Origin of the sequence: Paracoccus nototheniae (assembly GCF_004335005.1) — a bacterium.
Lineage (GTDB): Bacteria > Pseudomonadota > Alphaproteobacteria > Rhodobacterales > Rhodobacteraceae > Paracoccus > Paracoccus nototheniae.
Genome location: NZ_RQRT01000080.1, coordinates 1 through 14,924, shown reverse-complemented (window position 1 = coordinate 14,924; position 14,924 = coordinate 1). Strand labels below are relative to the sequence as shown.

14 protein-coding genes are annotated in these 14,924 nt (G+C 67.3%); 5 read left to right on the top strand and 9 right to left on the bottom strand.

From position 1 onward, the window contains the following. Window positions 1-164: 164 nt before the first annotated feature. From EG885_RS19390 to EG885_RS19380, 3 genes are all read right to left on the bottom strand, one after another. A complete protein-coding gene (locus tag EG885_RS19390) occupies window positions 165-1,466 on the bottom strand; it encodes an NCS2 family permease (RefSeq protein ID WP_207392338.1) in 1,302 nt (433 codons plus the stop codon). A gap of 126 nt (window positions 1,467-1,592) precedes the next feature. Next, window positions 1,593-1,862: a serine O-acetyltransferase gene (locus tag EG885_RS23600; protein ID WP_415639292.1), complete on the bottom strand. Its 270-nt coding sequence runs from the start codon at window positions 1,860-1,862 to the stop codon at window positions 1,593-1,595. 329 nt (window positions 1,863-2,191) lie between these two features. Continuing rightward, a complete protein-coding gene (locus tag EG885_RS19380) occupies window positions 2,192-3,199 on the bottom strand; it encodes a glycosyltransferase family 2 protein (protein WP_131577920.1) in 1,008 nt (335 codons plus the stop codon). A 218-nt stretch (window positions 3,200-3,417) separates the two neighbouring features. On the opposite strand from EG885_RS19380, the gene EG885_RS19375 reads away from it, so the two are divergent. Further along, window positions 3,418-4,095 (top strand): spermidine synthase, encoded by a 678-nt coding sequence (locus EG885_RS19375; RefSeq protein WP_131577918.1) that lies wholly within the window; start codon window positions 3,418-3,420, stop codon window positions 4,093-4,095. Window positions 4,096-4,181: 86 nt separating this feature from the next. After that, complete coding sequence (locus tag EG885_RS19370; protein WP_131577915.1) at window positions 4,182-6,404, top strand: NADP-dependent isocitrate dehydrogenase; 2,223 nt, start codon at window positions 4,182-4,184, stop codon at window positions 6,402-6,404. A gap of 42 nt (window positions 6,405-6,446) precedes the next feature. On the opposite strand, the gene EG885_RS19365 is transcribed toward EG885_RS19370, so the two are convergent. From EG885_RS19365 to EG885_RS19345, 5 genes are all read right to left on the bottom strand, one after another. Continuing rightward, on the bottom strand, window positions 6,447-7,031 hold the full coding sequence (locus EG885_RS19365; protein WP_131577912.1) for a phosphatase PAP2 family protein: 585 nt from the start codon (window positions 7,029-7,031) through the stop codon (window positions 6,447-6,449). A 132-nt stretch (window positions 7,032-7,163) separates the two neighbouring features. Then, window positions 7,164-7,772 carry an Isoquinoline 1-oxidoreductase subunit gene (locus tag EG885_RS19360; protein ID WP_131577909.1) on the bottom strand — a complete coding sequence of 203 codons (609 nt, stop codon included), beginning with the start codon at window positions 7,770-7,772 and terminating at the stop codon, window positions 7,164-7,166. Then, window positions 7,769-9,916 (bottom strand): xanthine dehydrogenase family protein molybdopterin-binding subunit, encoded by a 2,148-nt coding sequence (locus EG885_RS19355; protein WP_131577906.1) that lies wholly within the window; start codon window positions 9,914-9,916, stop codon window positions 7,769-7,771. Before EG885_RS19355 ends, EG885_RS19360 begins: the two co-directional genes overlap by 4 nt. Before the next feature lie 3 nt (window positions 9,917-9,919). Beyond that, entirely contained in the window at window positions 9,920-10,378 is a 459-nt protein-coding gene (locus EG885_RS19350; RefSeq protein WP_131577903.1) for a (2Fe-2S)-binding protein, read from the bottom strand. A 108-nt stretch (window positions 10,379-10,486) separates the two neighbouring features. Beyond that, on the bottom strand, window positions 10,487-11,947 hold the full coding sequence (locus EG885_RS19345) for an aminotransferase class V-fold PLP-dependent enzyme (protein WP_131577899.1): 1,461 nt from the start codon (window positions 11,945-11,947) through the stop codon (window positions 10,487-10,489). 121 nt (window positions 11,948-12,068) lie between these two features. Here EG885_RS19345 and EG885_RS19340 point away from each other — a divergent pair, with 121 nt between their 5' ends. The 3 genes from EG885_RS19340 to EG885_RS19330 are packed head-to-tail and all read left to right on the top strand — an operon-like array spanning window position 12,069 to window position 14,499. After that, window positions 12,069-12,521: an Lrp/AsnC family transcriptional regulator gene (locus EG885_RS19340; protein WP_131577896.1), complete on the top strand. Its 453-nt coding sequence runs from the start codon at window positions 12,069-12,071 to the stop codon at window positions 12,519-12,521. Window positions 12,522-12,580: 59 nt separating this feature from the next. Continuing rightward, window positions 12,581-13,522 (top strand): ABC transporter permease subunit, encoded by a 942-nt coding sequence (locus EG885_RS19335; RefSeq protein ID WP_131577892.1) that lies wholly within the window; start codon window positions 12,581-12,583, stop codon window positions 13,520-13,522. Next, complete coding sequence (locus tag EG885_RS19330; protein WP_131577888.1) at window positions 13,519-14,499, top strand: aldose epimerase family protein; 981 nt, start codon at window positions 13,519-13,521, stop codon at window positions 14,497-14,499. Before EG885_RS19335 ends, EG885_RS19330 begins: the two co-directional genes overlap by 4 nt. Before the next feature lie 4 nt (window positions 14,500-14,503). Here the strand turns inward: EG885_RS19330 and EG885_RS19325 are convergent. After that, window positions 14,504-14,924, bottom strand: a 421-nt coding sequence (locus EG885_RS19325) for an EamA family transporter (protein WP_165571219.1), incomplete at its 5' end; no start/stop codon positions are given.

Sequence of the window (14,924 nt, the reverse complement as noted above, 5' to 3'; positions counted from 1 at the left end):
AGATCGCCCCCATCCCTGCCGCCCGGGCGGCACCAAGATCGCCGTCCCACACCCGATGCTAGGCCCAAATCCACCCTTGCGAAATCCGCCCCAACATAGAAGACTTTACACGTCTCATTGAAAGCGGCAGGGATCTGCGAAGACCCCCGCCGCTGACGCCAACCCTAATGGCCCCCAAAGACCGCGTATTTGATTACGAACAGCGCGGCGATGATCCATGTCGCGGCGTGAACCTCGCGCGCGCGGCCGGTCAGCAGCTTGATCAGCGCATAGCTGATGAAGCCAAAGGCCAGACCGTTCGCGATCGAATAGGTGAACGGCATCATGATCGCGGTCAGGACCGAGGGTGCGGCCTCGGTCACGTCCTCCCACGCGACTTCGGACAATTCGCGCACCATCAGCGTGGCGACATACAAAAGCGCCGGCGCGGTGGCATAGGCGGGCACCGATCCGGCCAGCGGGGCAAAGAACATCGCCGCCAGAAACAGCACGCCCACGACCACCGCCGTCAGGCCCGTGCGGCCCCCCGCCTGCACGCCGGAGGCGCTTTCGACATAGGCCGTCGTGGACGAGGTGCCCAGCAGCGAGCCTGCGGTGATCGCGGTCGAATCGGCCATCAGGGCGCGGCCCAGATTGACGTTGGTGTGGGTCGGGCCTTCGGCCAGAAGGCCCGCGCGCTTGGCCACGCCGATCAGCGTGCCGGTCGCGTCGAAAACCTCGACCAGCACCATGACCAGCACCACCTGAAAGATGCCGAAGGTCAGCGCGCCCATCAGGTCCAGCTGCAGGAAGGTCGGCGCGATCGAGGGCGGCATCGACATCACGCCGCCGAATTCGCTGACCCCAAGCGCGATCGCGGCCAGCGTCACCACCAGAATGCCGATCAGGATCGCGCCGGTCACCCGCAGCGCATCCAGCGCCACGATGATGAAGAACCCGGCGATGGTCAGCAGCGTGCCGGTCTGGGTCAGATCGCCCAAGGCGACCAGCGTCGCCTCGGATGCGACGATGATGCCTGATGATTTCAGCGCGATGATCGCCAGAAACAGCCCGATCCCCGCCGCAATCGCGCTGCGCATCGAGGCCGGGATCCCCGAGATCAGCCAGCGCCGGATGCCCGTCACCGACAGGAACAGAAAGATCAGCCCGCTGATGAAGACCGCGCCAAGCGCCTGCTGCCAGGTGAACCCCATCATGCCGACGACCGTAAAGGCAAAGAACGCGTTCAGACCCATGCCCGGTGCCATCCCGATGGGCCAGTTAGCCCACAGCCCCATGATCAGCGATCCCAAAGCCGCCGCCAGACAGGTCGCCACGAACACCGCGTCGCGGTCCATGCCGGTGGTGGCCAGAATGTCGGGATTGACGAAGATGATATAGGCCATCGTCAGAAATGTGGTGATCCCGGCGATCACCTCGGTCCTGATGCTGGTGCCCTTGTCGGCCAGCCTGAAGTATCGTTCCATGATGTCTCTCCCTCGGGCCGCATCAACAAGGGCCCGCTCCGGCGATCAGCCTGACCCTGCAGGGGGCGTCGGACAAGACGCGCGCTTCCGCAAGTCTTTCAATGGGGGATTGAAAGCGGCTGCCCGTCAGATGGGCAATTCAGTGCGTCCGATCACCTGAGCGGGCACGCCGCCGACGATCGTGCCCGGCGCGACATCACGGCGCACGACCGAATTGGCGCCGACGATGGCATCGTCGCCGATGCTGACGGCGCCCAGAATCACCGCCCCCGCGCCGATCTCGACCCGGTCGCCGATGACGGGGCGGTCCTGCAGCGCGTCCAGCCGGGCGATGCCGAAGGTGGTGTTCTGGCGGATCGTCACATCATCGCCGATCCATTGGGCGACCAGGATCATGCCGCCGAAATGTTCCAGCCGCAACCGGCGCCCGACCCGGACCGTATAGGGCAGATAGATCCCGGTCGAGCGGGACGCCCACCGGAACATCATCCGGTAGATCAGCGACATCGGTCCCCGCAAGGGCAGCGGCAGGCCCATCCGCCAATTGCCGATCCGGTGCCAGAACAGCACCCAGAACCCTTCCGAGAACCAGTCGCGTTCATGGGTGCGGTAATCCTCGGCGATCAGGGCCAACAGGCCGATGCCGGGCGGATTGCGGTCGGGATCGCCGCGGTTGGGAACGAACCGGCGATCATCGGCGGCGCGGATCTTCCAGTCCTGCCGGGTCATTTTTGTCCGCCCCGCAGGCCACGGACCAGACCGCGCGGCAGATCGCGAAAGAACCCCTGCGGAGGGGATGCGGAATGCCCGCGCAGCCGTGCCAGCGGCAGGTTCAGCGCGGCGCCCGCCATCCAGCCCACCGTGGCGCAGACCAGACCGGCCCGGCCCGCCGTCTTCAGATGATACATCCGCCAGCTGTCATACCAATAGGCCGGGCGTGGCGGGCGCTGGTCCTGACCGTTGCGGATCTGGGTCGCGGCGCCCTCGGCATGGCGGATGCGGGCGGCGGGAACGTACAGGATCTGATGACCGGCGCGGCGGATGCGGCGCATCAGCTCGACCTCTTCGAAATACAGAAAGAAATCGGGATCGAACAATCCGGTCCGGCGCAGCACCGACAGGCGCAGCATGACCGCAGCCCCCGCCACCCAATCGACCGGGCCATCGGGATGATCGGGCGGCAGCGGCACCAACCGGTTGGAAAACAGCCGCGTCAGCGGCCCAAAATTCACCGCCTGCGCAAATTCTCCGCGCGCCGAGGGGAAGCGGAACGCCGCCGTCACCGGTTCGCCGGAGGGCAGCGCGATCCCCGCCCCGGCCACGGCGGCGCCGGGCGTATCGTCCAGCCGGCGGGCCAGCAAGTCCAGCGCCTCGTTTTCAAGGCTGGCATCGGGGTTCAGCAGAAAGACGTAATCGGGCGCGTCAGGGCGCTGCATCAGCGCCTCGATGACGATATTGTTGCCGCGCCCGAAGCCGTGATTGACCGCCTCGGGCCACAGGGTCACGCGGTCGCCCCAGCCCTCGGCCGAATGCGCGCGGGCAAAGACCTGCGCATCGTCGCCGGGCGAGGCATTGTCGACCACATGCACCTGAACCCGCCGTCCGCCGTTTTCCCTGGCAAGAACACTGCGGATGGCGGCCAGCGTCAGATCGGCGGTGCCGTAATTGACGATGATCACCGCGACCGAGGTGCCGCTGGCGGTCTGAGGGGGGGAAAGGCTTGCTGAGGTCATCGCCACGTTCGGTTTTGTTTCGTCAATCGGCGCTTCTAGCCGGATTTCGGGCGTTGCACCTGCGAAAACGCCGGTTGTGACCTCACGTTCCTGCACGTTTCTGTGTGTCGCGGGCCCTTGTCCCTATCCCCCTGCAGGTCCGTCGCCCAAGGGGGGCTTTTTCGGAACGCCCCGATCGGCTAGATCGCGGGTCGATCTGCAGAAAAAGGACCGCCCGCATGCTGCCATGGGAATTGCTGGCCAGTGCCACGGCCCCGGACGGGGACCGGCTGCGCCTGATGCGGCGGGGGGATGAATTCTCGATCCGTCTGCAGGGCGGGAACGAGCTGATGAACAGCCGCCTTGGCGGCTCCGAGGAGGCTTTGGCAACGCTGGCCTTTGACCATCTGACCGGACGGGCTGCGCCTTGCGTGCTGATCGGAGGTCTGGGCATGGGCTTTACCCTGCGCGCGGCGCAGACGGTGGCGCCCCCCGCCGCCCGGCTGATCGTGTCCGAGATCGTGCCGGAACTGGTCGATTGGGCCAAAGGCCAGATGGCGCCGGTTTTTGGCGATTGCCTGTCGGACCCGCGCGTCAGCATCGATCCGGGCGATGTGGCCGCACGAATCCGCAGCGCGACGGCGGCATTCGACGCGATCCTGCTGGATGTGGATAACGGCCCCGGCGGGCTGACCCGCAGCGACAATGACGCGATCTATTCCGAGGCCGGGCTGCGGGCCGCGCGAACGGCCCTCGGGACCGGCGGTGTGCTGGCGGTCTGGTCGGCCTCGCCCGATGAAGGCTTCACCAGACGCCTGACCCGCTGCGGGTTTCAGGCGAAAGCGCATGGCGTCCGCGCCGCCGGAACCGGGCGCGGATCGCGCCACACGATCTGGATTGCCATCAGAACCGCATGATTCCCGGCCCCCGGACCGGCGCAGCGGTGGACATTCCGGTTCGTCGCTGCGAAGAATCCCCGCAAAGACATCCAAGGAACATCACCATGGCCGATACCGACACCCCGCAGATCATCTATACCAAGGTGGACGAGGCGCCCGAGCTGGCCTCGGCCTCGCTTTTGCCGATCATCCGCCGCTTTGCCTCGGCTGCGGGAATTTCGGTCGCCACGCGCGACATCTCTCTGGCGGGGCGGATCATCGCGGCCTTTCCGGAACGCCTGACCCCCGAACAGCGGCAGGACGACGATCTGGCGGGCCTTGGCGCATGGGTGAAGACGGCCGAGGCCAATGTCATCAAGCTGCCCAACGTCTCGGCCTCGGTGCCGCAGCTGGTCGGCGCGATCACCGAATTGCAGGCGCAGGGCTTCGATCTGCCCGATTACCCCTCTGATCCGGCATCAGACGCCGACCGCGAGATCCGCGCCCGCTATGACGCGCTGAAAGGATCCGCCGTGAACCCGGTGCTGCGAGAGGGCAATTCGGATCGCCGCGCCGCGCGGGCGGTCAAGAACTATGCCATGGCGCATCCGCATTCGATGGGCACATGGTCGCCGGACAGCAAGACCCGCGTGTCGTCGATGCCCACGGGCGATTTCCGCCGCAACGAGACTTCGGTGACGCTGTCCGCAGCGCAGGCCGGGCCGGTGCGGATCGTTCTGACCGGCACGGACGGGTCCGAGACCGTGCTGAAGACCGGCCCCGATCTGCCCGAGGGCACGGTCGTCGATGCCAGCTTTCTGTCCGTCGCCGAACTGTCCCGTTTCATCGACGCCGAGATCGAGCGGACGCTGGCCGAGGGCACGCTGTTTTCCGTTCATCTGAAGGCCACGATGATGAAGGTCTCGGACCCGATCATCTTTGGCCATGTGGTGCGGCGCTGGCTGGCCCCGGTCTTTGAACGCCACGGCGCGGCGCTGGCGGCGGCAGGGGCCGATCCCAATGGCGGGCTTGGCACCGTGCTGGCCCGCGTGGCCGAGATGCCCGACGGCGCCGTCATCCGGGCCGAGATCGACGCGGTCATGGCGCAGCGCCCGCCGCTGTACATGGTGAATTCCGACAAGGGCATCACCAATCTGCATGTCCCCTCGGACGTGATCATCGACGCGTCCATGCCCGCGCTTCTGCGCGAGGGCGGCAAGGGCTGGGGCCCGGACGGGGCTGCGGCGGATACCAATTGCATCATCCCCGACACGTCCTATGCCGATGTCTATGATGAGAGCGTGACCTATTTCAAGGAAACCGGCGCGCTGGACCCGTCCACCGCAGGTACGGTGCAGAATGTCGGCCTGATGGCGCAAAAGGCCGAGGAATACGGATCACACCCCACCACCTTTGAAATCCCCCATGCGGGCACCGTGACCGTCATCGCCGCCAATGGCGACGCATTGCACAGCCATGCGGTCGGCGCGGGCGACATCTGGCGCCTGTGTTCGACCCGCCGCGCCGCGATCGAGGATTGGGTGCGTCTGGCCATCGACCGCCAGCGTCTGGAAGGCTGCAACGCCGTCTTCTGGCTGGACGAAACCCGCGCCCATGACCGCGAATTGCTGGCTTATGTCCGGCCGATCCTGGCGCAGGCCGGGACCACCGACCGGTTCACCGTGCTGGCCCCGCGCGAGGCGACGCGCCTGTCGTTCGAGATCATCCGCGAGGGCCGCGATACGATCGCCGTCACGGGCAATGTGCTGCGCGATTACCTGACCGACCTGTTTCCGATTCTGGAACTGGGCACCTCGGCCAAGATGCTGTCCATCGTCAAGCTGATGCAGGGCGGCGGCATGTTCGAGACCGGGGCAGGCGGATCGGCCCCCAAGCATGTCCAGCAGCTGGTGCAGGAAAACCACCTGCGGTGGGACAGTCTGGGCGAATTCTGCGCGCTTGGCGAAAGCCTGAGCTTTCTGGCCGAGGCGACCGGCAACGACAAGGCCCGCACGCTGGCCACAGCCGCCGAGGCCGCGACGCAAGGCGTGCTGGACCACGAACGCTCGCCCGGTCGCAAGGCGGGGCAGCCCGACAACCGCGACAGCCATTACTATTTTGCGCTGTATTGGGCGCAGGCGCTGGCCCAGCAGAATTCCGACGCCGATCTGGCCCAGGAATTCCAACCCGTCGCGGATGAGCTGACCGCGTTGCAGGACCAGATCATCGCGGAACTGCATGAGGGGCGCGGCAAACCGGTCGATCTGGGCGGCTATTACCATGCCGATCCGGAAAAGGTCGCGGCAGTCATGCGGCCCTCGGCCACGCTGAACCGGATCATGGGGTGATCACCGGGCTGCGCGGGGGCCATCTCCGCGCGGCCCCACCTGTCAGGGGCGCCGGGGCTGCGGCCACAGGGACATGACGACCCGCGCGGCCAGATATCCCAGCACCGCGCCCGCCGCCACATCCACCGGATAATGCGCCGCGCGCGGCACCTGCACGCCCGAGACCAGCGCCGCCACCCCATAGGCGGGCAGCGCCAGATCCGGCCGATCATGGCCCAGCACCGCCGCCACCGCGACCGCCCCCGCCGTATGGCCCGAGGGGAACGAGGTCTCGTCCCCATCGTGCCCTTCATCGGCCTCGCGCCGATAGCGGTGCTTTTCGATCATCACATGCGGACGGGTGCGGCGGACGCGGTTCTTGATCAGGCGCTTGATGCCGTTGGCCAGCCCATGCGCGGCCAGCATCCGCAGCCCGGTCGCGGCCAAGGCGGGCCTGCCGGTCAGCGCGCCGCCCAAGGCCACCGATCCGCAAAGCAGCGACAGGGGCGTCTGATCGGCAATCTCGCTGAAGCCCCCCAGGGCCTTGACCACCGGGTGATGGCGGTGCCGTCCGGCCTGCCGCGCGGCATCCTTGTCGGCCTGTTCCAGCGGGCCGGAACCGTCACTCTGTCGGGAATGGGCATTCATCTGAGCGGGTCTTTCATCGGGACAATCGGCCCGGATCCTGTGCAGATCCGGGCGCTGTCCAACCCGCGTGCGGTGGGGCAGTTCCGCCCCCGCGACGATATAAGGCCGCCGCTTGATGAATGCCCGCGCCGCTTAGCCGGGGCAGGCCGCGCCGGTGTCGATCCAGGCGCGGGTCAGCTGGCCGAACTGCTCCTGACTGCCGGGCGCAGGGGTGCGGCCTGCGCCGGGTTCCCAGCCCCAGCCCACCAGACCATCCTCGGCATTATGGACGTGCAACTCTTCCAGCGTCTTGCCGCCGTTGCGGTCGGGATCCTTGATCTGTTCGCAGATATCGCCAAGCCCGACACCCACCCAGCCCATGCTGACCGGGGCCAGGGCCCACGGCTCGTGCCCCGGAATGCTGCCCGCATCCGAGGTGAACTCGACATTCTCGGACCCGTGACAGGTGTTGCAGGTCATGCCCGGCGCGCCGAAATCGGCGTCGCCCCGGATCACCGGCGGCATATGCGGCGCCATGTCGTCGCCCTGCGTCGGCCCGCCCGTGACCGGATGGCAGTTCAGGCAGCGCGGATGGGTCAGCACCTTGCCCATCTCGGTGAACAGCGCGACCGAGCGTTCGTTTTCATCGGCGATATCCGCAAAGCTGTCGGGCGCGGCCAAGACGTCCGGCGCGTCAGACTGCGCGAAGGCGGGGGCGGCGCCCAAGGTCAGGGCCGCGATCAGCGACAGGGCAGATTTCATGACACCACCTGATCAAAGGGCAGATCGCGCTGGCTGTGGCCGGTCAGGGCACGCCAGGCATTGGCCAGCGCGGGCGCAAGGGGCGGCACGCCCGGTTCGCCGACCCCGGTAGGGTCCAGATCACTGGGGATGATCGACACCTCGACCGCCGGCATCTCGCCGATGCGCAGCATGGGGTAATCGTCGAAATTCGACTGTTCCACCATGCCGCCTTCGGCCAGCGTGATGCGGTTGTGCAGCGCGGTGCCCAGGGCATAGCCGATGCCCCCCTCCATCTGCGCGCGGATGATGTTGGGATTGACTGCGATGCCGCAATCGACCGCACACCAGACGCGGGTGACATGGGGGCGGCCCTGACGATCCTCGACCTCGACCACCTCGGCCACATAGCTGCCAAAGCTTTTGACCATCGCGATGCCATAGCCCTTGCCGTCGCGCGTTGGGCCGGTCCAGCCGGACATGCGCGCGACTTCGGTGATCACGGCGCGTTCGCGGGTGGCCTCGTCGGCCAACAGGTCCAGACGCCCCTGCACCGGATCCTGACCGGCGGCGGCCAGAACCTCGTCCAGAAACGTCTCGACCGCATAGGCGGTGTGGGTATGGCCCACCGACCGCCACCACAGCACGCTGACCGGGCTGTCCATCCGCGCCCACCCGATCCGCCGCGCCCCGAACCGATAGGGTAGCCCGTTCGAGCCTTCGAACGAGGTCGCATCCGGGCCGCCCTGCAGCATCGGCTCCATCGGCGTGCCGATCATGATCGACTGGTTCGCGACGGTGTTTTCCCAACCCACGATGCGGCCCTGATCGTCCAGCCCGGCGCGCAGCCGATGAACGGTCAGGGGGCGGTAATAGCCGCCCTTGACGTCATCCTCGCGCGTCCAGACCAGCTTGAAGGCGCCATCGCGGCCTGCGGCCCGGGCCACCTCGCCCGCCTCGGCGGCCAGATGGGCCGAGCCCTGCGCGCGCCGCCCGAAGGATCCGCCCGCCAGCAGCACGTTGATCTGCACATCGTCAGGCGCGACGCCAAGGGCTGCGGCCACGGTAGGCCGGTCGAAGGTCGGAAACTGGCTGCCGAACCACATTTCCGCCTTGCCGGCCTTGACCTCGATCACCGCATCCAGCGGCTCCATCGGGGCATGGGCCAGATAGGGAAAGCGGTATTCGGCCTGCAGCACCTGCGCGGCGCCGTCGATGGCGGACAGATCGCCGTCCTCCTCGACCGTCTCGCCCCCTGCCGCGGCGGCGGCGGCGAAATCGTCCAGCATCTGGGCCGAACTGCGCGTCTCGGCTGCGCTGTCATCCCAGGTGACGGTCAGCGCATCGCGGCCCTTCAGCGCGGCAAAGGTGTTGGTGGCATAGACAGCGACGCCCGAGGGGATGTGGCGCACCATTTCCACCCCGCGCACGGCCAGCGCGGCGGTGTCGTCGATGCTGGCCACCGTCGCGCCGAATTTCGGCGGGTGGGCGACCACGACCGTCAGCATGCCGTCGCGATAGACATCCAGCGTGAACTGCGCCGTGCCATCGGTCTTGGCGACCGTGTCCAGCTTGGGCCGGTCGGTGCCGATCAGGGTGAACTGATCGGCCGTCTTGACCGGCGGATCCTCGGGGACCGGCTGGCGGGCCGCCGCCTGCGCCAAGGCGCCAAAGCGCGAGGACTTGCCCGACGCCTCATGCGCGACGACCCCGGCGCGGACGATGATCTGGGATGCGGGCACGCCCCATTCCTCGGCTGCGGCGCCGACCAGCATGGCGCGGGCCGCAGCCCCCGCCTTGCGCATCTGCATGTAACTGTTGGCCATCGCGGTCGATCCGCCGGTGCCCTGCGCCCCGAAGGCCAGATTGGCATAAAGCGCGTCATTGCCCGGCGCGCCCTCGGCCCGCATCTGGCCCCAATCGGCGTCCAGTTCCTCGGCCACCAGCGTGGCAAGGCCGGTATAGGGGCCCTGCCCCATCTCGATATGCTTGATCATCACGGTCACCAGATCGTCGGCACCGATGCGGATGAAGGCGTTGGGGGCAAAGGGCAGCGTGGCCGCCGCTCCCTGCGCGCGGGCGCGGCCCAAAGGCAGCGACAAGGCCAGCGTCAGCCCGGCACTGCCGGCCAGAAATCCGCGACGAGAGGTGATGATGGGTGCCATCGCTTAACCCTCCAGCGTCTTGGCGGCGTCATGGATGGCCTGCCGGATGCGGACATAGGTCGCGCAGCGGCAGATGTTCCCGGCCATGGCATTGTCGATATCGGTATCCGAAGGCTGGGCCACCTGCTGCAACAGCGCGGTCGCCGACATGACCTGTCCCGACTGGCACCAGCCACATTGCGGCACGTCGATCGCGGTCCATGCGGCCTTGACGGCCTGCGCCTCGGGGCCGTCCAGCCCCTCGATCGTGGTAACCTCGCTGCCCTCGATCATGCCGATGGGGGTGACGCAGGACCGGCGCGGCATGCCGTCCAGCATGACGGTGCAGGCGCCGCATTGCGCGATCCCGCAGCCGAATTTGGTGCCGGTCATCCGCAATTCGTCCCGCAGGACCCAGAGCAGAGGGGTTTCGGGGTCGATATCCAGATCGACGTCCCGACCGTTGACGATAAAACGGGTCATGCCTGGCCTCCTTGGCTGGGTCGGCACATCATGAACCGTTGCCCCGCGACGTCAACGGTCAAACCGATGCGTTCAGTCGCGACGTCGGGGCATGGACCGTCCGGCGCCTCAGACGCACGCGGCCTGCATCGGCGGTCGGATCGAAAACCGCGAGGTTGCCGGATCGACCTGATACTGCGCCGCGCGGGTGGTCGCATGGCGGGCCAGATCGTCCACGGCATGAATGATCGCATCCGCCTTGGCATCGTCCAGCAGGGCCGAGAAATTCAGCCGCACCCAACCGGGCTTGGCAATATCCTCGCCCTTTGCGATGCGGTCGAACAGGGCGTCGGATTGGCCCCGGTCGATCCCCAGCAGCCGGTGGGCATAGCTGCCCGCGCAGGCGCAGCCGCCCCGCGCCTGCACGCCATGGATATCACTCAGCATCCGGGTGAACAGCTGGTGATGCACCAGCCCGCCCTGGCCGTCACGGATGCGGAAGGAAAAGATCGGCAGTGCGTCGCCGGGCGCATCCGGAGCCATCAGCTGGATGTTGGGGTTGTTGCGCCAGACCGCCAGCGCGCGATCCCTCAGGGCGCGGCCCCGGTTCGCAATGACATCCTGACCCATCGCCTCTTTGACGATCATCGCCAGCGCCACCCGGATATCGCCGATGACATTGGGGGTGCCGCCCTCTTCCCGGTCCGACAGCGCGGGCGCATAGGCATGGCTCCAGGGCGAGACGAAACTGACCGTTCCACCGCCCGGCAGGGTGGGCGTCATGCGCCGCACGATCGCGTCGCGCACCACCAGCACGCCCGAGGCGCCCGGCCCGCCCGGAAACTTGTGCGGGGAAAAGACGATGGCATCCTTGGCCGCGTCCGTGCCCGCCTGCATCCGCATCGGCAGATAGGGCCCGCCCGCGCCGTAATCCCAGATCGCCACCGCACCCTGCGCGCGCAGGATGCGGGTCACCGCATCGGTATCGGTCACGATCCCGGTCACGTTCGAGGCCGCCGAAAAGCTGCCCACCCGCAGATCGGCATCGCGATTGTCGGCCAGAACCTGCACCAGAACGCCCAGATCGGGGCCGCCGGACGGGGCCTCGGGGATCTCGATCACCTCGGCGCCGCTTTCGCGCCAGGGCAGGATGTTGGAATGATGCTCGTAGGGGCCGATGACCACCACGGCCCGGCCGCCGCGCGCCACAAGGCCCGCGATGTCCAGCAACCCCACCAGCCGGTTCAGCCCGGCGGTCGATCCCGATCCGGCAAAGATCGTGCTGTAGCCCGGCCCCGCGCCCACGGCTGCGGCGACATGGGCCCGGGCCGCCTCGCGCAGTGTCGTGCAATAGGCGCCGACAAAGGACGCCTGCGTGTGCGTGTTGGCATAATAGGGCAGCACGCGGGTCATCACGAAATCCTCGACCTGACGCAAGGCCCGGCCCGAGGCGACGTGATCGGCATAGATCATCGGGACCGGACCAAAGGGGCCGTCGATCATCAGATCATTCCCGATCAGCCCCGCCTGCAGCCGCGCGATCGCGTCCGGGCCGGTCAAGGATGCCTGAAAGTCGGTCAGAAGTGTCATGAAAGCCCCGGTTTACGCAGATGTCTGGTAAAGATTAACCCCGCCAACCTGCGAAATCATCCCATCATTCTTGCATTCCAGGCGGTAAAATGGGTCATATGACCCAAAAACAGGGGATATCATGGATCGGATCGACAGACGCATTCTGGAAGAGCTGCAATTGGACAGCGCGGTTTCGCAGCGGGTGATGGCAGAGCGGGTGGGGCTGTCGCAGAACGCCTGCTGGCGGCGGCTGCAGGCGCTGGACAAGGCCGGGGTGATCCGCCGCCGCACCGTGGCGCTGGACCGCGACAAGCTGGGCCTGGGGCTGGTCGTCTTTGTGATGATCAAGACCCGCCACCATTCCGCCGACTGGCTGGCGATGTTTCGCAAACATGTCCGCGCGATCCCCGAGGTGGTGGATTTTTTCCGGATCGGCGGCGAATACGACTATATGCTCAAGGTCGTGACGCAGGATATGGGACGCTATGACCTGTTCTATCAGCGCCTGATCTCGGGTATCGAACTGCACACCGTCACCTCGCATTTCGCGATGGAGGCGATCGAGGAACAGCGGCCCATCGCCCTGGCCTGACAAGGGGGGCGGGCCCCGTGAACGGGCCGGGCCCGGTGCCGCCATGAAAGGACGGGCCGATGGATCTGTGGGTCGTGATCACGCTGGCCGCGAGCGCCGTGCAGACCCTGCGCTTCATGCTGCAAAAGCGGCTGAAGTCGGTGGGCCTGTCCACGGGCGGGGCGACCTATGCGCGCTTTGTCTTTGCAGCGCCTCTGGCCATGGCGGCGCTGGCCGCGCTGATGCTGGCGCGGGGCGACGGGCTGCCCGCCCTGCCCCCGGCCTTCTGGATCTGGGCGATGGCGGGCGGGCTGGCGCAGATCGTGGCGACCTTTGCGACGGTGGCGCTGTTTTCGGCCCGGTCCTTTGCCGTGGGCATCGCCTTTACCAAGACCGAGGTGCTGCTGGTCGCCGCCCTGTCGGCGCTGCTGCTTTCGGAACCCGTGTCGCGCGACGGGCTGCTGGCCATCGCGATCGGCACGGTGGGGGTGCTGTTCCTGTCGCGCCCGGCGGGGGGCTGGCTGGCCAAGGGGGCCGATCACCGCGCGCTGATGCTGGTGGTCGTGGTGCTGGGCATGGTGATCGCGCATCGCACCCGGTTCGGCACATCCGTCTATGCGCTTGGCGGCGGTGAACAGACCGCCCGGCTGATGGGCGTGCGGCAGGGGCGCACAACGGTGCTGGTCTATGCCTTTTCGGGGCTGATGGCCGGTCTGTCGGGGATCGTGTTCTCGGTCTATACCGGATCGGGCTATTCGCTGGCGGCGGTGGGGACGGAACTGACCGCCATCGCCGCGGTGGTGATCGGCGGCACGCTGCTGAGCGGTGGGGCGGGCTATGTCTTTGGCACGCTGGTGGGGGTGCTGACCATGGGGCTGATCCAGACCTACATCGTCTTTGACGGATCGCTGTCCAGCTGGTGGACCAAGATCGTCATCGGGCTGTTGCTGCTGGCCTTCATCCTGTTGCAAAAGGGGCTGTTGCGCCTGTCGCGGTGCCGTCTGGCAGGGGGCGCGGCATGAGCATCGCCCCCGCAGGCCACCTGCCCGACGGGCGCGAGGTTCAGGTGATGACACTGAAGGGCGGCGGTCTGACGGCGCGGGTGCTGACCCTTGGCGCCATCGTGCAGGATCTGAGGCTGGACGGCATCGCCCATCCGCTGGTGCTGGGCTGCCCCGATGTGGCGGATTATCTGGACCGGGGCCGCTATTTCGGGGCCATCGTCGGGCGCTGCGCAAACCGCATCGCGCAGGGCCGGTTCCGGCTGGACGGGCAGGATCATCAGTCTGACCTGAACTTTCGCGGCCGCCACACCCTGCATGGCGGATCGCAGGGCACGGACCTGCAGCTATGGCAGATCGGCGCGCTTTTCCCGGATGCGGTGACCCTGACGCTGGACCTGCCGGACGGGCATATGGGCTTTCCCGGTACCCTGCGCATCACCGCGCGGATCGCGCTGCAGGACGGCGCGCTGTGCTTTGATCTGTCGGCCACGACCGACCGCGCGACGCCCTGCAACCTGACGCATCACGGCTATTTCACGCTGGATGGTGCGGCCAGCATCGCGGGGCACCGGCTGAGCGTCGCGGCGGACCATTACCTGCCGGTCGATGACGACCTGATCCCCACCGGCCAGATCGCCCCGGTCGCGGATACCCCGTTCGATTTCCGGCACAGTCGCCCGGTCCTGCCGGGGCCCTGTGATCACAACCTTTGCCTGTCGGACGGCCCCCGGCCCCTGCGCACTGCGGCGACCCTGACCGGGCAAAGCGGGCTGGCCATGACCATCCTGACCACCGCCTGCGGGCTGCAGGTCTATGACGGCGCGCATCTGGCCGATGTGCCGGGGCTGGAGGGCCGAACCTATGGCCCCCATGCCGGCATCGCGCTGGAGGCTCAGGGCTGGCCCGATGCGCTGAACCGCCCCGACTTTCCCGACATGATCCTGCAGCCCGGCGCGACATGGCAACTGACGACGCAGTATCGGTTCACGGCTTGACGCCTCAGATCCGCCAGATGATCATCACGACTGATCCTGCCAGCAGGGCCATGCCCAAAAGTTCGATCAGGCGCAGGCGTTCGCGAAAGACGATGACCGAGGCGAGGATGGAAAACAGCAGCTCGACCTGACCCAGACTGCGGACATAGGCGGCGTTCTGCAGCGCGAAGGCTGTGAACCAGCCCAGACTGCCCAGCACGCCGGTCACGCCCACCGGCAGGACCGCGCGCCAGTGGCGGGCTGTGCGGCGCAGCTGGCCGGGCTCGGCCATGCTCAGCCACAGGGTCATCACCAGCGTCTGGAACCCGGTCGCCGCAACCAGCGCCACCAGCGCGCGAAACAGCGCCTGCGGATGATCGACCTGCAGCGTGGCTGCGCGATAGCCGATGGCCGACAGACCGAACAGCCCACCCGCAGATCGGCAT

Bases quoted from the DNA above. Each gene is read 5' to 3' on its own strand.
- EG885_RS19390 (WP_207392338.1), bottom strand. From the start codon at position 1,466: ATGGAACGATACTTCAGGCTGGCCGACAAGGGCACCAGCATCAGGACC.
- EG885_RS23600 (WP_415639292.1), bottom strand. From the start codon at position 1,862: ATGATCCTGGTCGCCCAATGGATCGGCGATGATGTGACGATCCGCCAG.
- EG885_RS19380 (WP_131577920.1), bottom strand. From the start codon at position 3,199: ATGACCTCAGCAAGCCTTTCCCCCCCTCAGACCGCCAGCGGCACCTCG.
- EG885_RS19375 (WP_131577918.1), top strand. From the start codon at position 3,418: ATGCTGCCATGGGAATTGCTGGCCAGTGCCACGGCCCCGGACGGGGAC.
- EG885_RS19370 (WP_131577915.1), top strand. From the start codon at position 4,182: ATGGCCGATACCGACACCCCGCAGATCATCTATACCAAGGTGGACGAG.
- EG885_RS19365 (WP_131577912.1), bottom strand. From the start codon at position 7,031: ATGAATGCCCATTCCCGACAGAGTGACGGTTCCGGCCCGCTGGAACAG.
- EG885_RS19360 (WP_131577909.1), bottom strand. From the start codon at position 7,772: ATGAAATCTGCCCTGTCGCTGATCGCGGCCCTGACCTTGGGCGCCGCC.
- EG885_RS19355 (WP_131577906.1), bottom strand. From the start codon at position 9,916: ATGGCACCCATCATCACCTCTCGTCGCGGATTTCTGGCCGGCAGTGCC.
- EG885_RS19350 (WP_131577903.1), bottom strand. From the start codon at position 10,378: ATGACCCGTTTTATCGTCAACGGTCGGGACGTCGATCTGGATATCGAC.
- EG885_RS19345 (WP_131577899.1), bottom strand. From the start codon at position 11,947: ATGACACTTCTGACCGACTTTCAGGCATCCTTGACCGGCCCGGACGCG.
- EG885_RS19340 (WP_131577896.1), top strand. From the start codon at position 12,069: ATGGATCGGATCGACAGACGCATTCTGGAAGAGCTGCAATTGGACAGC.
- EG885_RS19335 (WP_131577892.1), top strand. From the start codon at position 12,581: ATGGATCTGTGGGTCGTGATCACGCTGGCCGCGAGCGCCGTGCAGACC.
- EG885_RS19330 (WP_131577888.1), top strand. From the start codon at position 13,519: ATGAGCATCGCCCCCGCAGGCCACCTGCCCGACGGGCGCGAGGTTCAG.